This is a genomic window from Streptomyces thermocarboxydus, from assembly GCF_024760485.1.
Taxonomy (GTDB): domain Bacteria; phylum Actinomycetota; class Actinomycetes; order Streptomycetales; family Streptomycetaceae; genus Streptomyces; species Streptomyces cellulosae.
Genome location: NZ_CP058273.1, coordinates 3,884,241 through 3,907,813, shown reverse-complemented (window position 1 = coordinate 3,907,813; position 23,573 = coordinate 3,884,241). Strand labels below are relative to the sequence as shown.

Annotated in this window: 15 protein-coding genes, 1 tRNA gene and 1 pseudogene; 2 read left to right on the top strand and 15 right to left on the bottom strand. The window is 72.8% G+C overall.

What is annotated here, in order from left to right; genetic code table 11:
- Nucleotides 1-203: 203 nt before the first annotated feature.
- On the bottom strand, nucleotides 204-3,203 hold the full coding sequence (locus tag AY578_RS18020) for an AfsR/SARP family transcriptional regulator (protein WP_215048682.1): 3,000 nt from the start codon (nucleotides 3,201-3,203) through the stop codon (nucleotides 204-206).
- Between the two features lie 109 nt (nucleotides 3,204-3,312).
- On the opposite strand from AY578_RS18020, the gene AY578_RS18015 reads away from it, so the two are divergent.
- Entirely contained in the window at nucleotides 3,313-3,639 is a 327-nt protein-coding gene (locus AY578_RS18015) for a hypothetical protein (protein ID WP_019526515.1), read from the top strand.
- Nucleotides 3,640-3,686: 47 nt separating this feature from the next.
- Here AY578_RS18015 and AY578_RS18010 read toward each other — a convergent pair.
- The 11 genes and pseudogenes from AY578_RS18010 to bldG form a co-directional block, all read right to left on the bottom strand.
- Nucleotides 3,687-3,760, bottom strand: a tRNA-Thr gene (locus tag AY578_RS18010).
- Nucleotides 3,761-3,879: 119 nt separating this feature from the next.
- On the bottom strand, nucleotides 3,880-5,469 hold the full coding sequence (locus AY578_RS18005) for an alpha/beta hydrolase (protein WP_028959463.1): 1,590 nt from the start codon (nucleotides 5,467-5,469) through the stop codon (nucleotides 3,880-3,882).
- A 90-nt stretch (nucleotides 5,470-5,559) separates the two neighbouring features.
- Nucleotides 5,560-6,765: a DNA polymerase III subunit delta' gene (locus tag AY578_RS18000; protein ID WP_019527425.1), complete on the bottom strand. Its 1,206-nt coding sequence runs from the start codon at nucleotides 6,763-6,765 to the stop codon at nucleotides 5,560-5,562.
- Nucleotides 6,766-6,904: 139 nt separating this feature from the next.
- A pseudogene (gene tmk / locus AY578_RS17995) lies at nucleotides 6,905-10,034 on the bottom strand (dTMP kinase).
- Nucleotides 10,035-10,191: 157 nt separating this feature from the next.
- Entirely contained in the window at nucleotides 10,192-13,035 is a 2,844-nt protein-coding gene (gene topA / locus AY578_RS17990) for a type I DNA topoisomerase (protein WP_019527427.1), read from the bottom strand.
- A gap of 245 nt (nucleotides 13,036-13,280) precedes the next feature.
- A complete protein-coding gene (locus AY578_RS17985; protein WP_019527428.1) occupies nucleotides 13,281-13,478 on the bottom strand; it encodes a hypothetical protein in 198 nt (65 codons plus the stop codon).
- Between the two features lie 421 nt (nucleotides 13,479-13,899).
- The gene (locus AY578_RS17980) at nucleotides 13,900-15,429 is read right to left on the bottom strand and encodes a DUF7059 domain-containing protein (protein WP_019527429.1); all 1,530 of its coding nucleotides are present in this window, start codon (nucleotides 15,427-15,429) and stop codon (nucleotides 13,900-13,902) included.
- A gap of 157 nt (nucleotides 15,430-15,586) precedes the next feature.
- The gene (locus tag AY578_RS17975) at nucleotides 15,587-16,177 is read right to left on the bottom strand and encodes a small secreted protein (protein WP_086020222.1); all 591 of its coding nucleotides are present in this window, start codon (nucleotides 16,175-16,177) and stop codon (nucleotides 15,587-15,589) included.
- Between the two features lie 182 nt (nucleotides 16,178-16,359).
- Nucleotides 16,360-18,771, bottom strand: a complete 2,412-nt coding sequence (locus tag AY578_RS17970) for a sodium-translocating pyrophosphatase (RefSeq protein ID WP_026244161.1) — start codon at nucleotides 18,769-18,771, stop codon at nucleotides 16,360-16,362.
- A 320-nt stretch (nucleotides 18,772-19,091) separates the two neighbouring features.
- Complete coding sequence (locus AY578_RS17965) at nucleotides 19,092-19,529, bottom strand: ATP-binding protein (RefSeq protein WP_136238737.1); 438 nt, start codon at nucleotides 19,527-19,529, stop codon at nucleotides 19,092-19,094.
- 110 nt (nucleotides 19,530-19,639) lie between these two features.
- Entirely contained in the window at nucleotides 19,640-19,981 is a 342-nt protein-coding gene (gene bldG, locus AY578_RS17960; RefSeq protein WP_019527076.1) for an anti-sigma factor antagonist BldG, read from the bottom strand.
- 79 nt (nucleotides 19,982-20,060) lie between these two features.
- Here bldG and AY578_RS17955 point away from each other — a divergent pair, with 79 nt between their 5' ends.
- A complete protein-coding gene (locus AY578_RS17955) occupies nucleotides 20,061-22,646 on the top strand; it encodes a DNA 3'-5' helicase SftH (protein WP_251143237.1) in 2,586 nt (861 codons plus the stop codon).
- On the opposite strand, the gene AY578_RS17950 is transcribed toward AY578_RS17955, so the two are convergent.
- The 3 genes from AY578_RS17950 to AY578_RS17940 are packed head-to-tail and all read right to left on the bottom strand — an operon-like array spanning nucleotide 22,582 to nucleotide 23,568.
- A complete protein-coding gene (locus AY578_RS17950) occupies nucleotides 22,582-22,965 on the bottom strand; it encodes an Rv3654c family TadE-like protein (RefSeq protein ID WP_136238739.1) in 384 nt (127 codons plus the stop codon). The genes AY578_RS17955 and AY578_RS17950 overlap by 65 nt on opposite strands.
- Nucleotides 22,962-23,372 carry a TadE family type IV pilus minor pilin gene (locus AY578_RS17945; RefSeq protein ID WP_136238740.1) on the bottom strand — a complete coding sequence of 137 codons (411 nt, stop codon included), beginning with the start codon at nucleotides 23,370-23,372 and terminating at the stop codon, nucleotides 22,962-22,964. The genes AY578_RS17950 and AY578_RS17945 overlap by 4 nt, the downstream gene beginning before the upstream one ends.
- Nucleotides 23,359-23,568 (bottom strand): DUF4244 domain-containing protein, encoded by a 210-nt coding sequence (locus AY578_RS17940; RefSeq protein ID WP_019527080.1) that lies wholly within the window; start codon nucleotides 23,566-23,568, stop codon nucleotides 23,359-23,361. Before AY578_RS17940 ends, AY578_RS17945 begins: the two co-directional genes overlap by 14 nt.
- Nucleotides 23,569-23,573 lie beyond the last annotated feature (5 nt).

The window sequence follows — 23,573 nt, the reverse complement described above, 5'->3', positions numbered from 1 at the left end:
CCGAGGGGAAATCCATTGGCCTTATGTTAGCCGTCCGTTGGCAAGGTTTGATGTGATCACAACATCGGATCCGGTCGGGGGTGCGCGCGTAGGACGCGCAACTCGGGGGAGTGTCGCCGCCGGCCGATCCGCTTCACGAGGACCCGGTCGCCAGAGGTGAACGACCGGGGCCTCGTTCTTTCCGGTCCCGCCTTCCTCACGGGTCAGCCGGCCCGCACCGGCCCCTCCGTGGCGGCGAGCCCCTCGACCGCCTGCTTGTGCTCCTTCGGGTACCGGTCGGCGCCCGGCACGGACAGCGCGACCCGGAACTGCTCCCGGGCCTCCGCGGTCCGCCCCGCCGCCCGGTAGGCACGGCCCAGCCGGCACCGCAGGTCCATCTCGCGCCGGTCGTGGTCGGGGTCGTCGAGCGGACCCGGTGTCCCGTGCTGCGCGAGGGCGCGCCGGAACACCTCGGCCGCCGCGTCCAGGTTCCCCGCGTTGTGCTCCGCCGTGCCGAGCCGCGCCAGCGTGAGGGTGTGCAGGAGGACGTCACCGGTCCGCTGGATCAGGTCGGCCACCCGGCGGAACAGGACCCTGGCCGCCGACGGGTCGAGGTAGAGGTGCAGATCGAGGTTCGAGGTCAGCGCCCTGCTCAGGGCCCGCGGGCGGCCGATGGCCCGGCCGCGGGTGTGGGCGTCCCGGAAGCAGGCCAGCGCCTCCTCGTCCCGGCCCTGGCGGTGGCGGACGAACCCGAGGGCGAAGGAGGCCATGGCGACGAGCCAGTGGTCGTCGTACCGCTCGGCGAGCTCCCGCCCCGCGACGAGCACGGACACCCCTCCCTCGACCTGGCCGGCGTCCGGCCCTGTGGCTCCCGGCCCGGCGGTCGTCCCCAGCCCGACCGTCGCCCCGAGCCCGGTCATCGCCCCGAGTCCCACGAGGGCCCGCCCCTCCTCGTGCGGCTCCCCGCGCTCACGGCCGAGGACGAGCGCGGTCCGCAGATGACGGCAGGCCTCGGGGAAACGCGCTCGGTGGGTGAGGGTGTAGCCGAGGCAGTTGTGCAGCGCGGGCGCCATCCGCCGGTCCGACGCCGCGTCGGCGTACGGCAGCGCGGTCTCGAGGGCCGCCTGGCACTCGTGGAGGCGGCCGCGGCCGACGAAGTGGTCCGTCAGGGCCTCCGCGATCCAGCAGGCGTGGTCGGTCTCGCCGGACGCCACGGCGTGCGCGATGACGTCGACCAACTCCCCGCCGGCCTCGTCCAGCCACACCGCGGCCTCCCGCCAGCCGGTGAACGACGTCCCGGACGGCCCGGGCCCGGTGGGATAGCCGCCGGCGCCCCAGTCACTGGCCACGCGGGCCGCGTCCAGGTAGAGACGCAGCGCCGCCTCACGTGCCGGCCCCGCCTCGCCGGGCTCGGCCTCGGCCAGCCGGCGCGCGTGGACCCGCACCAGGTCGTGCAGCCGGTATCGCCCCGGCCGGGGCTGCTGCAACAGGCTCGTGTCGACCAGGCTCTCCAGGATTCGCTCGGCGTCCCGGGCGGGCCGGCCGAGCATCGCCGCGGGGGTGCGCACGTCGAACTCCACCGTCGGCGCCAGCCCCAGCGTCCGGAACCCCCGCCGCTGCTCCGGCGGCAACTGGTCGTACGACAGCCGGAACGCCGCCTCCACGCTGCGGTCGCCCGCGCTGAGTTCGCCAAGGCGCCCCTCGTCGTCCGTCATCCGCTCCACCAGGTAGGCCAGCGACCAGGCGGGCCTGGTCTGCAGCCGCGTGCCCGCGATGCGCAGCGCCAGCGGCAGCCCGGCGCACAGCCGGACCAGTTCCCGGGTCGCCTCCGGTTCCTGGTCCGTCCGCTCCCGGCCGACGATGTGCCGCAGCAGGGAGGCCGCCTCGCCGGGGCCGAGGGTCTCCAGGGTGACCCGGCGGTCGGCGTCCAGGCCCGCGAGCCGCTGCCGGCCGGTGACGATCACCCTGCTGCCGGGTCCCGCGGGCAGCAGCGGCCGGATCTGCCGGGTGCCGGCGGCGTCGTCGAGGACGAGCAGCAGACGCAGCGGGCTGGTGACGGCCCGCCAGGCGGTCATGAGGTCGTCGAGGTCGTCCGGCACCTCGCTGCCGTCCGCGCCGAGGGAGCGCAGCAGCCGCCGCAGCACGCGTTCCGGCGCGGGTCTGCCGCGTTCGCGGCTGTGTGCGTGCAGGTCCACGAAGAGGCACCCGTCGGGGTAGCGGTCGCGGATGCGGTGGGCCGCCCGCACGACGAGGGCGGTCTTGCCGACCCCGGCGGGACCGTCAACGGCGACGACGGAGACGGCGTCGTCGGGGTCCGGACCGGTCAGGACGGACAACTCGTCCTCTCGCCCCACCAGTTGCCCGGTGTCGCCCGGCAGCTGATTGACGGGGCGCCGAGGGGCGGGCGGCTGCAGGGCGACGACCTGACGCTCGGCGGCGGTGCCGAGAAGCGTGCCGTCGTCCTGACGCAGCACGGCCTCGTACACACGCCGCAGCTCCTCCCCGGGGTCGACGCCCAGCTCGTCGGCGAGACGCCGGCGCATGTCCTCGTAGGCGTGGAGGGCCTCCGCCTGGCGTTCGCAGCCGTAGAGGGCGCGCATGCGCAGGGCCAGCACCGACTCGTCGTACCGGTCGGACTCGGGCAGGCGGGCCAGGTCGTCCAGGGCGTCGCCGTACCGCCCGAGATCGACCAGGCAGGAGAGCCGGGCGAGCCTCAGGGTGCGCCGCCGCTCGAGGAGCCGTTCCCGCTCGGCCGCGGCGAACGGCCCGGAGAGGTGGGCGAGCGGCTCGCCCTGGAACAGCGCGAGGGCGTCGGTCAACTGCCCGGCTGCTCCAGCCAGATCACCGCTCGCCTTGGTCCGCAGCGCCCGGTCCCCCAGCTCGGCGAGGTCGGTCAGATCAAGGCGGACGTCGTCGAGGACGAAGCGGTACCAGCCCTTGCCGCTGCGGATCACCGACTCCGTGTGGCGGGTCCCGGCCCGGTCGAGCGTCCTGCGCAGCGGATTGACGTGACTGGCCAGCACCTTGGTGCCGGACGCGGGCGGGTCGGCTCCCCAGACGCCGTCGAGCAGTTGCTCGTGACTGACCACGGCGCCGTCGCGGAGCAGCAGGGCGGCCAGCACGGTCTGCCGTCGGACGGGCCCCAGGGCCAGAGGCTCCCCGTCCCGCCAGGCCCGCAGCGGGCCGAGCACCTCGATGCGCAGCCGCTGAGAATTCCCGCCCAACCCGAGCCTCCGCTCCCGCACTTCATCGCCAGTTCATCAGCATTGCAGCACCTGCGGACACAGTGGCCGTGCGAAAGCGCACAACCCGCACATCCGAAGGGGACCCACGTTGACCGGAGCGGAACTGGTGGCCACCGCGCTGACGACCGGAGCGGCGGCCGCCCTGACGGGCCCTGCCCGCGGAACCGTCCACGACCTCCACGACGCGCTGAGGCAGGCGGTCCGCCGCCGCCTGACGTCCCCCGACACCACGGCCGGCCCCTACGCCGTCCGCGTCCTCGACGCGCATGCGTCGGACCCGGACGTATGGGGGACGCGACTGCTGCGCGTGCTGGACGCGTGCGGTGCGGACGAGGACGCCGAGATCCTGAGGACGGCCCGGGCGCTCCTGCGCGCGGAACGCATCCCGGCCGGACCGGCGGCGGACGCGTACTGAACGAAAAAGGTCCAGCTCATGAGAAATGAGCTGGACCTTTCAGAGAGAGCCGCCTTCGGGATTCGAACCCGAGACCTACGCATTACGAGTGCGTTGCTCTGGCCATCTGAGCTAAGGCGGCGTGTCCTGCGCACCATGGTGCGATCAGCGACGTCGGTAAGTCTACACAGTTTCCGAGGGTGCTTCGTACCGCCCCCGGAGGCGGGGCGGAGCCGTCGCCTCCGGGGGTGGCCGTACCCGCTACGAGCAGCGCTTTCCGTCCGCCGGAGGGGTGCCCTTCAGCAGATACGTGTTGATCGCCGCGTCGACGCAGGCGCTGCCGCGGCCGTACGCCGTGTGGCCGTCGCCGTCGTAGGTGAGGAGGCGGGCGGAGGAGAGCTGGCCGGCCAGGCCCTTCGCCCAGCGGTACGGCGTGGCCGGGTCCCGGGTGGTGCCCACGACCACGATCGGCGCCGCGCCCTTCGCCTTGATCCGCTGGGCCTCGCCCGTGGGCTGCACCGGCCAGTACGCGCAGTTCAGCGAGGCCCAGGCGAGGCCCTCGCCGAACACCGGGGACGCCTTCTCGAAGTCGGGGAGCGCCTTCTCGACCTGCTCCGGGTTCTCGAAGGCGGGCGGCAGGTCGAGGCAGTTGACGGCCGCGTTGGCGGACATCAGGTTGCTGTACGCGCCGCCCGCGTCCCGCTCGTAGTAGCTGTCGGACAGGACGATCAGGCCCGCGCCGTCCTTCTCCTTCATCGCGCTCGTCAGCGCCTCGCGCAGCCGCTGCCAGGATGCCTCGTCGTACATCGCCGCGATGACGCCCATCGTCGCCAGCGACTCGGTCAGCTCGCGGCCGTCGGCGTCGCCTGCGGGCAGCGGGCGGGCGTCGAGCTTCTCGAAGAACTTCTTCAGGTTCTCGCCGACCTTCTCCGGCGACGTCCCCTTCCCGCCCAGCGGGCAGTCGCTCCGCCGCACGCAGTCCTTCGCGAACGCCGTGAAGGCCGTGTCGAAGCCCTCCGTCTGCTCCAGGTTGATCCGCCGCGCGTCCAGCGAGGGGTCCATCGCCCCGTCCAGCACCAGCCGCCCGGTCCGCTCCGGGAACAGCCCCGCGTACGTCGCGCCCAGCAGCGTGCCGTACGACGCGCCGACGTACGTCAGCTTCTCGTCGCCGAGCACCGCGCGCACGATGTCCATGTCCCGGGCCGTCTCGACGGTCGACACATGGCGCAGCAGCTTCGGCGCCTTCGCCCCGCACCCCTCGGCGAACGTCCGGTACGCCGAGACGAGCGCCTCGGTCTCCTTCTCGTCGTCCGGGGTGGTGTCCGTGCGGGTGTACGCATCCATCGCGTGCCCGTTCAGGCACTCGACGGGCTCGCTGCGGGCGACGCCGCGCGGGTCGACGGCCACCATGTCGTAGCGGGCGCGCACCTCTTCGGGGTAGCCGATGCCCGCGTACATCTGGAGGTAGTCGACCGCCGAGCCGCCGGGGCCGCCCGGGTTGACCAGCAGGGAGCCCAGCCGCTTGCCGGGTCCGGTGGCCTTCTTGCGGGAGACGGCGAGGCGGACGTCACCGGAGGACGGTTCGGCGTAGTCGAGCGGGGCCTTGACCGTGGCGCACTGGAACCCGGGGACGCCGCAGTCGCGCCACGCCGGTTCCTGTTCGTAGTACTCGGCGAGGGACGTGGGGGTCGAGCCCGGCAGCGGGGCGAGCGCGGCGGCCGCTCCCGCCACCGGTGAACTGGCCGTCGTACTCGTCGAGGTCCCGGAGGAGCAGCCCGCCAGCGACAGCGCGGCCGCGGTGAACAGGGCTGCTGCGGTACGGGTCCTGCGTGGGGTGCGCCGTGTGTGCATACCGGGAGCGTAACGGTGAGCGACCGGTCGAACGCGTTCCGTGCGTGTCGTGCCCCGTACGAGTTACAGGCCCCGAAAGGGGGCCTTCGCTCAGCCCGCCCTCAGCGCCATCGTCATCGCCTCCACCGCCAGCAGCGGCGCCACGTTCCGGTCCAGCGCCTCACCGCAGGCCGCGATCGCCTCGATGCGGCGCAGCGTCGACTCGGGCGTGCTGCTGCGGGCCAGCCGCTCCAGCGCGTCCTCGGCGTCCGTGTTGGCGAGCGCGATGCGGGAGCCGAGCTGCAGAGCGAGGACGTCGCGGTAGAAGCTGGTGAGGTCGGCGAGGGCGACGTCGAGGCTGTCGCGCTGGGTGCGCGTCCTGCGCCGCTTCTGCATGTCCTCCAGGTCCTTGACCACGCCCGCCGTGCCGCGCGGGAGCCGGCCGCCCTGGGCCGCGCCCAGCGCCGCCTTCAGGTCCTCGGTCTCCTTGCCGTCCATCTCCTCGGCGAGCTGCTTGGCGTCCTCGGCGGCCGCGTCGACCAGCTCCTGGGCCGCCCTCAGCGCGCCGCCGACGTCCTCGACGCGCAGCGGCAGCTTCAGCACGGCGGCACGGCGGGCGCGCGCGTCCGGGTCGGTGGCCAGGCGGCGCGCCCGGTCGACGTGGCCCTGGGTGGCGCGGGCGACGGAGGCGGCGACGTCCGGCTCGATGCCCTCACGGCGGACCAGCATGTCGGCGACGGCGTCCACCGACGGCGTGCTCAGGACGAGGTGGCGGCAGCGGGAGCGGATCGTCGGCAGGACGTCCTCGACGGACGGGGCGCACAGCAGCCACACCGTGCGCGGGGCGGGCTCCTCGACGGCCTTGAGGACGGCGTTGGCGGACTTCTCGTTGAGCCGCTCGGCGTCCTCGACGAGGATCACCTGCCAGCGGCCGTTCGCCGGGGCGGTGAACGACTTGCGGACCGTGTCGCGCATGTCCTTGACCAGGATCTCCGCGCCGACGGCGGCCACCGTGGAGACGTCGGCGTGGGTGCCGACGAGCGCGGTGTGGCAGCCGTCGCAGAAGCCGCAGCCGGGGGCGCCGCCGAGGGCACGGTCGGGGCTGACGCACTGGAGGGCGGCGGCGAAGGCGCGCGCCGCCTGGTTGCGTCCTGCGCCGGGCGGGCCCGTGAACAGCCACGCGTGCGTCATACGGGACGCCTCGGGCGGGGGCTCGTCGCTCGCCGCTGCGGTGACGAACGCGTCGGCGTCCCGGGCGGCGGCGGCGAGCTGCTCGCTCACCCGCTCCTGCCCGACCAGGTCGTCCCACACGGTCATGGGTCAGCCCGCCCTTCCGTCGCGTTCGTGCTGTGCCGGATCCATTGTGCGGGTCCGCACTGACATTCCTGACCCATCGGTCCCGGACACAGCAGTGCCGGGCGCGCCCGAAGGCACGCCCGGCACGCACAGCCACGTCTCAGCGCCGGCGCCACCGTCCGCCGCCATCGCGGCCCTCGTCGTCGCCGTGGTCGTCCTCGTGCGGGCCGAGCAGTTCGTCGGCCAGCGAGGGCAGGTCGTCCAGCGGGGTCTCCTCCGCCCAGTCGGGACGCTCCCGGCGGCGCGGGGCGCTCTCGGCGTCGATCTGCGGCAGCTCACGCGTACGGTCGTCGGGGCCCTCGGGACCGGGCGCACCTTCGCGCACCGGCGGCAGCACCGCCGTCTCGTCCGCCGCGCCCGGCACCTGCGGGCGGGGCAGCTCGGTCGTCACCTCGGCGTCGGCCGGCGCCGAACGGTCCGTGTCCCGCGCGGCGTCCTCGTCCCGTACGCGGGGCAGGACGGCCGTCTCGTCCACCGGGCCGCCGGTCGCGTTGGTCGGCGTGACCACCGGCGTCGGCACGGTGATCGCCTCGTCGGCGTCCTGACGCGGGGCGTCCTGACGCGGGGCGGGCCGCGCAGGCGCCTCGGAGGGCGTCGCCGTCGTCCGCGGGCCCGCCTCCGCCGCGGCCGCCGCGCGCTCGGCGAGCTGCCGGGCCTGCTCGGCGCGCAGCAGGGCCTCCTCGGCCTTGCGCTGCTTCTCCAGGCGCTGCGCCTCGGCCGTCGGCGCGCAGCCGGGCCTCCTCCTCCGCCTGCTTGCGGCGGCGCTCCTCCTCGGCCTTGCGGCGCGCTTCCTCCTCGGCGCGCGCCTTCTCCTCGGCGAGCAGCCGCTGTCGCTCCTCCTCGGCGCGGCGGCGGGCCTCCTCGGCGCGCCGGCGGGCCTCCTCCGCCTGGCGCTCGGCCTCGCGCCGCTGCGCCTCCTCCAGCTCGCGGCGCTTGCGCTCCTCCTCCTCGGCGCGCAGCTTGGCGAGCTGCTCCTGGCGCTCGCGCTCCAGGCGCTCCTCCTCGGCCTTGCGGGCCGCCTCCTCCTCCGCCTTGCGGCGGGCCTCCTCCTCGGCCTTGCGGCGCGCCTCCTCGCGGGCGGCGATCTCGGCCTCGGACAGCGGCAGGATGCGGTCGAGCCGGTGCCGGATCACCGTGGTGACGGCCTCCGGCTCCTGGCCCGCGTCGACGACCAGGTAGCGGCCGGGGTCGGCGGCGGCGAGGGTGAGGAAACCGGAGCGCACGCGCGCGTGGAACTCGGCGGGCTCCGACTCCAGCCGGTCCGGCGCCTCGGTGAACCGCTCCCGCGCGGTCTCCGGCGACACGTCGAGCAGCACCGTCAGGTGCGGCACGAGTCCGGCGGTGGCCCAGCGGTTGATGCGGGCGATCTCGGTCGGCGACAGGTCGCGTCCGGCGCCCTGGTAGGCGACGGAGGAGTCGATGTAGCGGTCGCTGATGACGACCGCGCCGCGCTCCAGCGCCGGGCGTACGACGGTGTCCACGTGCTCCGCGCGGTCCGCCGCGTAGAGCAGGGCCTCGGCGCGGTGCGAGAGGCCGGCGCTGGAGACGTCGAGCAGGATCGAGCGCAGCCGCTTGCCGACCGGGGTCGCGCCGGGCTCGCGGGTGAGGACGACCTCGTGGCCCTTGGAGCGGATCCAGTCGGCGAGGGCCTCGGCCTGGGTGGACTTGCCGGCGCCGTCGCCGCCCTCCAGGGCGATGAAGAAGCCGGTGCCCGCGGGCGCGGGGGCGGGGTCGTCGCCGCCGAGCAGCGCGTCCCGCAGGTCCTGCCGCAGCGGGACGCCGGAGCGGTCGTCGACCTTGGCCAGCACCAGCGCGGCGACCGGCAGCAGCAGGGCGCCGACGAGCATGAGCGTGAAGGCGGCGCCGCCGTGGGCGAAGACGAACTTGCCGTTCTCCAGCCGGTGCGGGCCGATCGCCGCCGCGATCACGGGGGCCACGACCGCGCCGAGCCCCACGTACACGCGGACCACGGCGTGCAGGTGCTCGGTGACCCGGGAGCGGCGCTGCTCCTCGGTCTCCTGGTCGAGCAGGGTGTGCGCGATGTTGGCGGCCATGCCCGCGCCGACGCCGGCCAGCGCGAGGATCAGCAGCACGCTGGTGACGTCCGGGACGAGGCCGGCGGCGAGCAGCGCGATGCCCGTGAAGGCGAGGGTGAGGGCGAGCATGCGCCGCCGGGACAGCGACGGCAGCAGGGCGGGCGCCGTGCGGATGCCGACGACCACGCCGCCGGTGAGCGCGCCCACCATCAGGCCGAACAGGACGGGACCGCCGCCCAGGTCCTTGGCGTGCAGCACGGCCACGGCGACGGCGGCCGCCACCGCGCCGGCCACGGACGCGCCCGCGACCACCAGCAGCGGCAGCGCGCCGGTGCGGCCCTTGTCGGCTCCGGCGGCGTGCCGCGGGCGGCGCAGGCCCTCCAGCGGCGAGCGAGGACGGGGCGTGCGCGTGCCGGGCAGCTCGAGGAAGGTGACGACGGACAGCGACGCGGCGAACAGTCCGGCCGCGACGTACGAGGCGAGGGCCGCCTGGTGCCGGCCGAACCACTCGATGCCCGTGCCCAGCAGGTTGTTGGCCAGGGCCGCGACGACCAGGGTCAGCGCGGCGAGCGGTATCGCCACGAAGCCGGTGCGCAGCGACAGGCGGCGCAGGGCGTCCAGGTGGTCGGGCAGCGGCCGGATGCTGGCGCCCTCGGGCGGCGGCCCGGGCAGCAGCGCGGGCGCGGCGCCCTCGCGGGACACCGTCCAGAAACGCTCGGCCACCCCGGCCACGAACGCGGTGACGAGCAGGATCGCCAGGGCGTTGCCGGGCGTCCAGTCGATCCACAGGGGCGCGACGATCAGCAGGGCGACGCGCAGCCCGTCCGCGCCGACCATGGTCCAGCGGCGGTCGAGCGGACCGTCCTGCGAGGTGAGCGACGTGAGCGGGCCGAGGAGCACGGCGCCGAACAGCAGCGTCGCGAGGATCCGCACACCGAGAACGGTCGCCACTGCGAACGCCGCTCCCCGGTATCCGCCGCCGAACGCCTGCTCGGCGACCGACGCCTGAAGGACGAGGAGCGTCAGCACGAGGAGGGCGAGGACGTCGCCGACGCCGCCCACGAGCTGTGCGCTCCACAGCCGTTTCACCTGCGGTCGGCGCAGCAGGGCGCGGACGGCACGCTCGCGGGAGTCCGCGACAAGGGCGTCGTCGGGGGCCGGTGGGGAGGCCGTGGGCTGCTCGGCTCGCGTCATGCGTTCAGCCTATCGGCCCGGAGGGACACCCCGGGGCCGACGCGCCTGACATGCACACGCCCCGATACGGAACCGTACCGGGACGTTCGCATTCCGAACGCCGGGCGGTGGAACCCGCGTCAGGGGACGGGGATTCCGGTGCCCGGCGGGACGGTGATCAGTCCTCCGCGCCGTTCGCCGCGGCCGTCTTCTTGGCGGCGGTCTTCTTCGCCGGCGCCTTCTTCGCGGCCGTGGTCTTCTTCGCGGCGGTCGTCTTGGCGGCCGCCGTCTTCTTCGCCGGCGCCTTCTTGGCGGCCGTCTTCTTGGCCGTCGTCTTCTTGGCGGTCTTCTTCGCCGTCTTCTTGGCGGGACCCTTGGCGCGCTTCTCGGCCAGCAGCTCGAACCCGCGCTCCGGCGTGATCGTCTCCACGCTGTCGCCGGACCGCAGCGTCGCGTTGGTCTCGCCGTCGGTGACGTACGGGCCGAAGCGGCCGTCCTTCACCACGACCGGCTTCTCGCTGACCGGGTCGGTGCCCAGCTCCTTCAGCGGCGGCTTGGCCGCGGCCCGGCCACGCTGCTTGGGCTGGGCGTAGATCGCCTGCGCCTCCTCCAGCGTGATGGTGAAGATCTGGTCCTCCGACTGCAGCGACCGCGAGTCCGTGCCCTTCTTCAGGTACGGGCCGTAGCGGCCGTTCTGCGCGGTGATCTCCTGGCCGTCGGTGTCCACGCCGACCACGCGCGGCAGCGACATCAGCTTCAGCGCGTCGTCGAGCGTCACCGTGTCCAGCGACATCGACTTGAAGAGCGAGGCGGTGCGCGGCTTGACCGCGTTCTTGCCGGTCTTCGGCGTGCCCTCGGGCAGGATCTCCGTGACGTACGGGCCGTAGCGGCCGTCCTTGGCGACGATCGTGTGCCCGGTCGCCGGGTCGGTGCCCAGTTCGAAGTCGCCGCTCGGCTTGGCGAGCAGCTCCTCGGCCAGCTCGACGGTCAGCTCGTCGGGCGCCAGGTCCTCCGGGATGTCGGCGCGCTGGTGCTCCTCGGTGTCCTTCTCGCCACGCTCGATGTACGGGCCGTAGCGCCCGACCCGCAGCACGATGCCGTTGCCCACCGGGAACGACGACACCTCGCGCGCGTCGATCGCGCCCAGGTCGGTCACCAGCTCCTTGAGACCGCCGAGGTGGTCCCCGTCGCCGTTGCCCGCCTCGGCCGCGTCGCCGTTGTCCGTGCCCTCACCGAAGTAGAACCGCTTCAGCCACGGCACGGCGCGGGCCTCACCGCGCGCGATGCGGTCGAGGTCGTCCTCCATCTTCGCGGTGAAGTCGTAGTCGACGAGCCGGCCGAAGTGCTTCTCCAGCAGGTTGACCACGGCGAAGGAGAGGAACGACGGCACCAGGGCCGTGCCCTTCTTGAACACGTAGCCGCGGTCGAGGATCGTGCCGATGATCGACGCGTACGTCGACGGGCGGCCGATCTCCCGCTCCTCCAGCTCCTTGACCAGCGACGCCTCGGTGTAGCGGGCCGGGGGCTTGGTGGCGTGGCCGTCGACCGAGATCTCCTCGGCGCTCAGCGCGTCGCCCTCGGCGACCTGCGGCAGCCGGCGCTCACGGTCGTCCAGCTCGGCGTTCGGGTCGTCGGCGCCCTCGACGTAGGCCTTGAGGAAGCCGTGGAAGGTGATGGTCTTGCCGGACGCGCTGAACTCGACGTCCCGGCCGTCGGCGGCGGTGCCGCCGATCTTCACCGTCACGCTGTTGCCGGTCGCGTCCTTCATCTGCGAGGCGACGGTCCGCTTCCAGATCAGCTCGTAGAGCTTGAACTGGTCGCCGGTCAGACCGGTCTCGGCGGGCGTGCGGAAACGGTCCCCCGAAGGACGGATCGCCTCGTGCGCCTCCTGCGCGTTCTTCACCTTGCCCGCGTAGGTGCGGGGCTGCGGCGGCAGGTAGTCAGCTCCGTACAGCTGCGTGACCTGGGCGCGGGCGGCGGCGACCGCCGTCTCGCTCAGGGTCGTCGAGTCCGTACGCATGTAAGTGATGTAGCCGTTCTCGTACAGCTTCTGCGCGATCTGCATCGTGGCCTTCGCGCCGAAACCGAGCTTGCGGCTCGCCTCCTGCTGCAGCGTCGTCGTACGGAACGGCGCGTACGGCGAGCGGCGGTACGGCTTGGACTCGACCGAGCGGACCGCGAAACGCGTGTCCTCCAGGGCGGCGGCGAGCGCGCGGGCGTTCGCCTCGTCGAGGTGGAGGATGTTCGCGCTCTTCAGCCGGCCCAGGGAGTCGAAGTCACGGCCCTGCGCGACGCGGCGTCCGTCGACCGTCTGCAGCCGCGCGACCAGCGTCGACGGGTCGCTCGGGTCGCCGGCGCGGCCGGTGGAGAAGGTGCCGGTCAGGTCCCAGTACTCGGCGGAGCGGAACGCCATGCGCTCGCGCTCCCGCTCGACGACGAGCCGGGTGGCGACGGACTGCACGCGGCCGGCGGACAGCCGCGGCATGACCTTCTTCCACAGGACCGGCGAGACCTCGTAGCCGTAGAGACGGTCGAGGATGCGGCGGGTCTCCTGGGCGTCGACCAGCTTCTGGTTGAGCTCGCGCGGGTTGGCCACGGCCTCCCGGATCGCGTCTTTGGTGATCTCGTGGAACACCATGCGCTTGACCGGGATCTTCGGCTTCAGCACTTCCTGGAGGTGCCACGCGATGGCCTCGCCCTCGCGGTCCTCATCGGTGGCGAGGAAGAGCTCGTCGGACTCCTTCAGCAGGTCCTTGAGCTTCTTGACCTGCGCCTTCTTGTCCGCGTTGACCACATAGATCGGCTGGAAGTCATGTTCGACGTCCACACCGAGGCGGCGCACCTCGCCGGTGTACTTCTCCGGAACCTCCGCAGCGCCGTTGGGAAGGTCGCGAATGTGCCCGACGCTCGCCTCGACGATGTAGCCAGGGCCGAGATAGCCCTTGATCGTCTTCGCCTTGGCAGGCGACTCGACGATGACGAGTCGGCGGCCGCCGTTCGCGGTCTCGCTGGTCGGGGACAACTTCGCTCTTCTCTCCGTCGACGCTCGGGCCTCCCCAGGCGCTTCTCCCCGGGGTCGGGTCATGGTGACGCTGCGGAGTGTGACGGTACATCCCGCCCCCGTGTCAAACGGGAAAAGCCCGCAACGGCCACTCGAACGGTAACCCGACTACCACCGTTCCTGCCGCCCGGAGTGTCCAGACTCCGCCCGCTCTTATGCGGAGCGCGATCCCCCGGTTACCGCGGGCGTCCGGATCACGGCGCACCTCAGAGGCGGGTGAAGCACCAGGCGCCGAGGGCCAGGGAGACGGTCGCGACGGTCCCGGCGACCGTGGTCGACGCGACGCGGTTCACACCGAGGGCGACCGGGCGGTGCTGTCGCGCGCGGGACACCGTCCAGGCCAGCAAACCGGCGCCGAACAGGCAGAACACCGTCCCTGTGAAGATCGCAGGACCGCTCTCCATCGTCGCCCGCGCCCCCTCGTCGTCCGTCCCTGTGCCGACTGCCGGTGACGCTGCCAGGCATCGGCGGCGGGAGGACGAACCGGAGGTGAACGGAGCGGCTCGGGAGGGCGTCGGGAAGACCGGAAGCGGGCACGCGCACTCCGCTTCCGGAAATTTCCGCGAGTTCGGGACAGACCGGCCCCGGGGCCGACATGGGCGTGAAAGATGCGGCGCACGACACAGGGGCGTACGGGAGCCGGTCACCGTGGCGTGGGTGGTGCGAGGGGCGTGTGTGACGTGTCGTGGCGCGGTTTCGTTGTCGGCCGCGGGGCGGTGGGGGCTGGTCGCGCGGTTCCCCGCACCCGTTGAGGCGCGGCGCCCTGCGGGGGCGCGGGGAACCGCGCGAGCAACCCACGACCACCCGCACCCGGAACGCGGAGCCTCAGTCCACCGGGTTCAGGAACCCCTGCTCCACCAGCAGCCGGATCTGCGCCGGGGTGCGGTCACGCAACAGGACGGGATCCTCGCCGAGGAGCTGGGCGATGGCGTCCAGGATCCGCCCGGCGGTCATGGTGCCGTCGCAGACGCCGGCGAACCCCGCGCCGATCGTGTCGACCTTGGTCGCCCGGCGCATCCCGCGGTTCGAGCGCAGCACGACGTGCTCCGGGTCCTCGGCGCCGGGCAGCCCGACCTGTTCCTGCACCACGTCGGGCGCCAGCTCGAAGCGCGCCTCGAGCAGCGCCGCGTCGTCGTGCGACCGCAGGTAGTCCAGCCGCTCGAAGTGCGCACGGACCGTGTCGCCGAGCGGCTGCTCCACCGGGTGCGGCCACTCCTCCACCGTGACCGACGGCACGGCCGCGTCCGACCGGCGCAGGGTGATCCAGCCGAAGCCGACCGCCTTGACCTCGCGCGCCTCGAACTCGTCCAGCCATGCGTCGTACCGCGCCCGGTACTCCGCCTCGTCCCCGCGGTGGTCGCCCGCGTCCCGCAGCCACAGCTCGGCGTACTGCGTCACGTCCTGCACCTCGCGCTGCACGATCCACGCGTCGCAGCCGCGCGGCACCCAGGAGCGGAGCCGGTCCTGCCAGTCCTCCCCCTCCACGTGCTGCCAGTTCGCGAGGAACTGCGCGTAGCCGCCCTCGGTGAGCCGCTCCCCCGCCTGCTGGACGAGCGTGCGGCACAGGTCGTCCCCGCCCATCCCGCCGTCGCGGTAGGTGAGCCGCGCCCCGGGCGAGATGACGAACGGGGGGTTGGACACGATCAGGTCGTACGTCTCGTCGTCCCGCAGCGGGGCGAACAGCGATCCCTCGCGCAGATCGGCGGCCGGGACCCCGGACAGCGCCAGGGTGAGCGCCGTGATGTGCAGGGCGCGCGGGTTCACGTCGGTGGCGGTCACGCGCGTCGCGTGCCGGGCGGCGTGCAGCGCCTGGATGCCGGACCCGGTGCCGACGTCGAGCGCCGACCTCACGGGCGTACGGACGGTGATGCCGGCCAGCGTCGTGGACGCGCCGCCGACACCGAGCACCACGCCAGGCTCCCGGCTGCCGATGCCCCCGGCGCCGCCGACCGCGCACCCGAGGTCCGACACCACGAACCAGTCCTCACCGTCGGACCCTCCGTACGGCCGGACGTCCACGGTCGCCGCGAGCGAGTCGCCGCCGGCGGGGCGGAGCCAGCCGCTCTCCAGGCACGCGTCGACGGGCAGGACGCCGTCCAGGCCCGCGCGCGCCACCGGCTGCTGGAGCAGGAAGAGCCGTACGAGCAGCTCCAGCGGAGTGTCCCCGCGGGTGGCGCGGAGCGCGGGGACGGTCTCGCTGCGAGCCAGTGCCGCGTAGGCGGGGGCGCCGAGCAGGTCGAGGAGTCCGTCGGCGGTGAAGGAGGCGCCGAGCAGCGCCTCCCGCAGCCGGGCGGCGGCGTCGGTGCGGTCGGACGAGGGCAGGGGCGGCAGGCTGGCGTCACTCACGCCCCCCATTGTGGCCGCCGCCCCCACCCGGCGCGCACCCGCGTGCGCTGAGCCGTCGTCAGCTCTCGGTGTCGCGCCGGGGCGGGCGGGAGCTCGGTCAGCTGTTGGTCGCGCCCGCTGGGGGCCCGTGTCAGCTCGTGCCAGCACCCGCGCCGCGCGAGCGGGTTCAGCTCTTGGTCGCGCCCGCCGACGCCGTGGCCGTCTGGCAGCTGGCCTGGCGGGACATGGCCTCGCCGACCTTGCCCTCCTCCAGCGTGCTGAGGGCGTCGCTGCCGCTCTTGCTCAGCTTGTCCAGCTCGGCCGCGATGTCCTTCAGACCGTCGGCGAACTCCGCCTGGTCCTTGGTGTTGAGGCCGTCGACCTGCTTCTTCAGGGTGGCGTAGGACGCGGAGATGCTGTTGAGCTCCTTCACGGCGTCCTGCTGCTTCTGCTCGCCGTTCTCGACGTCGGGCGCGCCCGCCTTGTTCACGGCGGCGCCGATGGCCTTGTAGGCGTCGGACATGTCCTGGAAGGCCTTCGAGTCGGCCTGCTGGACGGCCTGCGGCGTGCTGTTGTCCGAGGTCTCCTTCTGGATGGCGGTGTTGGCCGCCTTGATCTTGGCGGCCTGCGGCTGCACGGCGTCGCAGACCTCCTTCGCCCAGGAGTTCAGCTTCTCGTCGCTGTCGTCGCCGCCGCATCCCGTCAGCGCCAGTACCAGTACCGCACCGCCGGACAGTGCGGCCGCGAGCTTCTTGTTCACCGGATTGGTCCCTTCCATGGCCTTCGGCCCCGGAACATACACGCCGGATGGCCTACACCCACTTGTCGGACATCCGGTATGCCATCTTTTGCAGCCATTTGCACCAGGCGAGACAAGGGTCACGGGCACAAAACGGTGCGGGCGGGCGGCGCGTCAATCCGCGCCGCCCGCCCGCACCTTGAACCGGTGTCCGGCGTGCCCTACCGGGAAACCACCGCCGGATCGGGCGAGTTGGACTTCGGTTCCGCGCCTCCCTCGTCGTCGTCCACGGCGATCCCGCGCCGCTTGGACACGTACACCGCCGCGATGATGACCAGCGCGGAGAGCACCGCGATCAGCACCCGCATCCCGACACTCCTGTCGGCGCCGTAGGAGAACTTGATGACCGCGGGCGCGATGAGCAGCGCCACCAGGTTCATCACCTTCAGCAGGGGGTTGATCGCCGGGCCGGCGGTGTCCTTGAAGGGGTCGCCGACCGTGTCGCCGATGACGGTGGCCGCGTGGGCCTCGCTCCCCTTGCCGCCGTGGTGGCCGTCCTCGACGAGCTTCTTGGCGTTGTCCCACGCCCCGCCGGAGTTGGCGAGGAACACCGCCATCAGCGTGCCCGCGCCGATCGCGCCGGCCAGGAAGGCGCCGAGTGCGCCCACACCGAGCGTGAACCCGATGAAGATGGGCGCCATCACCGCGAGCAGACCGGGCGTGGCGAGCTCCCGCAGGGCGTCCTTGGTGCAGATGTCGACGACCTTGCCGTACTCGGGCTTCTCGCTGTAGTCCATGATCCCGGGCTTCTCGCGGAACTGCCGCCGCACCTCGTAGACCACCGAACCCGCCGACCGCGACACCGCGTTGATCGCCAGCCCCGAGAAGAGGAAGACGACCGCCGCGCCCGCGATCAGGCCGACGAGGTTGTTGGGCTGCGAGATGTCCATCATCAGCGTCAGCGGCGCGCCCTCGCCGCTGAGCCGTTCGCCCACCTCCCGCGCGCCGGTGGTGATGGCGTCCCGGTACGAGCCGAACAGCGCCGACGCCGCGAGCACGGCCGTGGCGATGGCGATGCCCTTGGTGATGGCCTTGGTGGTGTTGCCGACGGCGTCCAGGTTCGTGAGCACCTGCGCGCCCGCGCCCTCGACGTCGCCGGACATCTCGGCGATGCCCTGCGCGTTGTCGGAGACCGGGCCGAAGGTGTCCATCGCGACGATCACACCGACCGTGGTGAGCAGACCGGTGCCGGCCAGCGCCACCGCGAACAGCGCCAGCATGATCGACGTGCCGCCCAGCAGGAACGCCCCGTACACGCCGAGGCCGATCAGCAGGGCGGTGTAGACGGCCGATTCCAGACCCACGGAGACTCCGGCGAGGACCACGGTGGCCGGTCCGGTCAGCGAGGTCTTCCCGATGTCCCGTACCGGGCGCCGGGTGGTCTCGGTGAAGTAGCCGGTGAGCTGCTGGATCAGCGCGGCGAGCACGATGCCGATGGCCACCGCGACCAGTGCGAGGACCCGCGGATCGCCGCTCTTGCCCAGCACCGCCTCGTCGGTCACCCCGTCGAGGTCGGCGTACGACGACGGCAGGTAGACGAATGTGGCGATCGCGACGAGGACGAGCGAGATCACCGCGGAGATGAAGAACCCGCGGTTGATCGCGCTCATGCCGCTGCGGTCGGCGCGCCGGGGCGCCACCGCGAAGATGCCGATCATCGCGGTGATCACACCGATCGCGGGGACGAGCAGCGGGAAGGCCAGGCCCGCGTTGCCGAACGCCGCGGACCCGAGGATCAGCGCGGCCACCAGCGTCACGGCGTACGACTCGAAGAGGTCGGCCGCCATGCCCGCGCAGTCGCCGACGTTGTCGCCCACGTTGTCGGCGATGGTCGCGGCATTGCGCGGATCGTCCTCCGGAATGCCCTTCTCGACCTTGCCGACCAGGTCGGCGCCGACGTCGGCGGCCTTGGTGAAGATGCCGCCGCCGACCCGCATGAACATCGCGATCAGCGCGGCCCCGAGGCCGAAGCCCTCGAGCACCTTCGGCGCGTCGGCCGCGTACACCAGCACGACACAGGCGGCGCCGAGCAGACCCAGTCCCACCGTGAACATGCCGACCACACCGCCCGTACGGAAAGCGATCTTCGTCGCTTTGTGCGAAACGGTGGTGAGATCCTTTTCCGGCTCGCCCTCGGCCGGAGTGGCTTCCCGGGCCGCGGCTGCGACCCGGACATTGCTGCGTACCGCGAGCCACATGCCGATATAGCCGGTGGCCGCCGAGAACGCCGCTCCGATCAAGAAGAACACCGACCGCCCGGCACGCTGATTCCAGTCGTCCGCGGGCAACAGCATGAGCAGGAAGAAAACGATCACGGCGAATACGCCGAGCGTGCGCAGCTGGCGGGCCAGATAGGCGTTGGCGCCCTCCTGGACCGCGGCCGCGATCTTCTTCATGCTGTCGGTGCCCTCTCCGGCCGCGAGCACCTGGCGCACCAGGATCGCCGCGACGGCCAGCGCCGCCAGGGCCACGATGCCGATGGTCACCACGAGCACGCGGTTCTCGTCGGTCAGCACGGCGGCTGCGAGGGATGTGGGTTGGCCCGACTCGTATGAGATGGAAAGCCCCGCCATTCGTCCTCCTTGACGCTTGGGCTGAGCTCAAGATGTGGACGGGATTGTAGGTACCGGAACCTGATCTAAACAGACCGCGAGAAATGTAAATGGCGTGCAGTCGCCTTCACCATTGATCTCCGGCGACCGGTCGGCCGGAAATCGGTAATGCCTTCGGGGCATTCTCGTGATCGCATTTTCCCGGGCGCGGAGGATCGTGAACGAATTCACGCGATCTTCCGCTGGGAACCACTGTAAGCGCGGTCCCCGGCCCCCGCACACGCCGGAGGGCCCCCACGCAGGGGGCCCTTCGGAAAACGGTCGGCGTACGGGTGAACCGGTCAGGTGAACTGCGCGGCCTGCGGCGTGGTCGGCCACCTCATGCGGATCGATCCGCCGTTCTCCCCGGCACTGACCTCGACGTCGTCGACGAGGCCGCTGATGACCGCGAGGCCCATCTCGTCCTCCTCGGTCTCCGCGTCGGGGTCGCCGAGCACCTCGTCAGCCGAGCGGGCACGGACGGGAGCGTGCGGGGCCTCGTCGCCGACCTCGATGGAGAACTGCTTCTCCTCCTCGGTCAGCAGCACCCGCACGGGCGCCGAGATACCGGCGTGCTGGTGCAGTCCGACGGCGCGGGAGCAAGCCTCGCCGACGGCGAGGCGCACCTCGTCGAGGACGGCCTCGTCCACCCCGGCCCTGCGCGCCACCGCCGCCGCCACGAGCCGGGCGGTCCGGACGTGCTCGGGCAGCGCGCTGAAGCGGAGTTCGACGGTGGCCATGCATCCCCCTCGCGACTACGGGCGTGCGTTGAAGAGGCCGGGCCGCCGAACGCCCGGCCCCCTTCGGTGTCTCTCGTGCTGCCCGGGCACGACCGCCCGGGAGCGGGTGGTCAGTCGGTCGCCGCCACCGCTTCCTCGACCGAGGTGTGGATCGGGAACACCTTGGTGAGGCCGGTGATGCGGAAGATCTTCAAAATGCGCTCCTGGTTGCAGACCAGGCGCAGCGAGCCCTCGTGGGCTCGCACCCGCTTCAGGCCGCCGACCAGCACGCCGAGACCGGTGGAGTCGAGGAAGTCCACACCTTCCATGTCGACGACAAGGTGGAAATTGCCGTCGTTCACCAGCTCGACCAGCTGCTCGCGCAGCTTGGGCGCGGTATATACGTCGATTTCGCCACCGACCCTGACGATCGTGCGATCGCCCACGGTCTCGGTCGACAGGGACAGGTCCACGGATCCTCCAGCACCTAGCTATCGAGCGGTCGCCCTTGGGACATCTCGGCTCAGCCCCCGGGACGGTTCGCCAGCCGCCTTGGCATTCAATCACTTACCGGCAGGCGTGCACGACGCCTTGGCCCCATTGTCCGTCACGCCGGTGACACACTCGGTGCCGATGGCCAAGAATCACCGATCCGATCGACCCCCGACGGACACGCGATCCAGGACCGCCGCGCCGGGCGATGTCCTGGACCGGCTCGCGTCCGGACCGAGCCGGGCTTCGCGCATTACTCATACGGAGCACTTGCCCCCACGTGCGGGTAGGCATGCCGTCTGGCCGGACCGGATCCGCGCGGAAGTGATCGCCGCCGTCCAGGCCGCGGGAATCGAACACCCTTGGGCCCACCAGGCGCGGGCCGCCGAGCACGCCCTGGACGGCGACTCGGTGGTGGTCGCCACCGGCACGGCCTCCGGCAAGTCCCTGTCGTACCTCGTGCCGGTGCTGTCCACGCTGCTGGACGGGGCCGAGGCGCCGAACGGCAGGGGCGCCACCGCCCTCTACCTCGCCCCCACCAAGGCCCTCGCCGCGGACCAGTGCCGATCCGTGAAGGAACTTTCACAGCCGCTGGGCCATTCGGTGCGCGCGGCGGTCCACGACGGCGACACTCCGTTCGAAGAGCGCGAATGGATCCGCCAGTACGCCAACTACGTCCTGACCAACCCCGACATGCTGCACCGGGGCATCCTGCCGTCCCACCCCCGCTGGTCCTCCTTCCTCAAGGCGCTCAAGTACGTCGTGATCGACGAGTGCCACACCTACCGGGGCGTGTTCGGTTCTCACGTCGCCCAGGTGCTGCGCCGGCTGCGGCGGCTGTGCGCCCGCTACGGCGCGTCGCCGGTGTTCCTGCTGGCCTCGGCGACCGCCGCCGAGCCGGCCGTCGCCGCCCGCCGCCTCACCGGCCTGCCCGTGGTCGAGGTCGCGGACGACGCCTCACCCCGTGGTGAACTGGTGTTCGCCCTCTGGGAGCCTCCGCTGACCGAGCTGCACGGCGAGAAGGGCGCCCCGGTCCGCCGCACCACCACCGCCGAGGCGGCCGACCTGCTCACCGACCTCACCGTGCAGGGCGTCCGCTCGGTCGCCTTCGTCCGCTCCCGGCGCGGCGCCGAACTGATCTCCGTGATCGCCAAAGAGCGCCTCGCCGAGGTCGACCGCTCCCTGCCCCCGCGGGTCGCCGCCTACCGGGGCGGCTACCTCCCCGAAGAGCGCCGCGCCCTGGAACGCGCCCTGCACTCCGGCGAACTCCTCGGCCTCGCCGCCACCAACGCCCTCGAACTCGGCATGGACGTCTCCGGCCTGGACGCCGTGGTCATCGCCGGCTACCCGGGCACCCGCGCCTCCCTGTGGCAACAGGCCGGCCGCGCGGGACGCTCCGGGCAGGGCGCGCTCGCCGTGCTGGTGGCCCGCGACGACCCGCTGGACACCTTCCTCGTCCACCACCCGGAGGCGCTCTTCGACCGCCCCGTCGAGTCCACCGTCCTCGACCCCGACAACCCGTACGTCCTCGCCCCGCACCTGTGCGCGGCCGCCGAGGAACTGCCCCTCACCGAGGACGACCTCGCCCTCTTCGGCCCGACCACCGAGGAGCTGCTGCCGCAACTGGAGGCCGCGAAGCTGCTCCGCCGGCGGACGCGGGCCTGGCACTGGACGCGCCGTGAGCGGGCCGCCGACCTCACCGACATCCGCGGGGAGGGCGGACGCCCCGTCCAGGTCGTCGAGGCGGGGACGGGCCGGCTGCTGGGCACGGTCGACGCGGGCGCCGCCCACACCAGCGTCCACGAGGGCGCGGTCCACCTGCACCAGGGCCGCACCTACGTCGTCCGCTCCCTCGACCTGGAGGACTCCGTCGCCCTGGTCGAACAGGCCAGCCCGTCGTACACGACGGTGGCCCGGGACACGACGTCCATCTCCGTCCTGGAGACGGACACCGAGATCCCCTGGGGCGACGGACGCCTCTGCTTCGGCTCCGTGGAGGTCACCAACCAGGTCGTCTCCTTCCTGCGGCGGCGGGTCATCACCGGCGAGGTCCTCGGCGAGACCAAACTCGACCTCCCTCCTCGTACGCTGCGCACCCGCGCCGTGTGGTGGACGGTCACCGAGGACCAACTGGACCGGGCCCGCATCAACCCGGAGATCCTCGGCGGCGCCCTCCACGCGGCCGAGCACGCCTCGATCGGCATGCTGCCGCTGTTCGCCACCTGCGACCGCTGGGACATCGGCGGCGTCTCGATCCCGCTGCACCCCGACACCCTGCTGCCCACGGTCTTCGTCTACGACGGCCACCCCGGCGGCGCGGGATTCGCGGAACGCGCCTTCCACACCGCCCGCTCCTGGCTCACGGCCACCCGGCAGGCCATCGCCTCCTGCGAGTGCGAGGCCGGCTGCCCCTCCTGCATCCAGTCCCCCAAGTGCGGCAACGGCAACGACCCGTTGCACAAGCGGGGGGCCGTGCGGCTGCTGGACGTCCTGCTGGAGGGGGCGGGTGAGGAGAAGACGGTCGAGGAGAAGGCGGAGGGGGTCTCGGAAGCGGAGGCTTCCGAGAGGGGCGGCGACCGGATCAGCCCGTCGGCCGAGGGGCCGGCGGAGGCTGCGCCGGACCCGCAGGTCCCGCCCGTGCCCTGACCTCCGCGGTGAACGGCCCCGCGCCGGACGCCACCGACACGTCCGACACCTCACCGGTCATCACGCACCGCACCAGCCGCGCGTCCTGGGCCCGGGCCACCCGGTCCGCCCACGCGCACGCCTCCGCCGCACCGTGCGCCCAGTGGTCGGCGGCGGCGAGCGCCGCGAGGTCCGCGCCTCCCGCCGCCCGGTGCCGGACCACCACGGCGTGCCCGAGAGCGAGCACCACCCCGAACACCACGCACAGCACGGCGACCGCACCCACGCACCAGACGGAGGCGGAGCCTCGGTCCGCCGGCCCCCGGGAGGCGTCCTTCACCTCCCCTCGCCCACGGCCACCACTGCCTCCTCGACCGCCGCGACGGCCTCCTCCCTCAGCTCGAAGGGCAGCGCCCGCAGCATCGGCGCCCTGGCCACGACGGTCACCCGGACCTGCTCGGCGTCCCGGCCGACCGTGACCCGCGCACCGGCCGGCGCGGCCTCCCGGGTCACCTCGACCACCGCGTCCGGCGGATCCTGCCGTGCGGCCGCGCGGGCCCCTGTACGAGCCGCGTCCACGCACTGGATCTGCGCGGCCACCACCATCAGCCCCCACACCAGCGCCGTCGCGAACAGCACCAGCACGGGCAGCACCAACGCCGCCTCCGCCGTCACGAACCCGCGGTCGCACCCTCTCTCGCACCGTCTGCCGCGCCATCTGCCGCGCCCCCCGTCACATCCGGCCATCGAGGGCCTGCTGCACGATGTTCCGCAGGGCCGTGCTGACCGGGCCGCTGTTGACCACCCGGTAGAGCACCACGGCGAACGCCACCGCCGCCACGATCCCCATCGCGTACTCCGAGGTCACCATTCCGGCGTCCCTCCGCGCCCCGCGCACCCTCGCCGTCAGGGCACGCAGCCGCGCCCGCACCGCCTGATACATCCGAA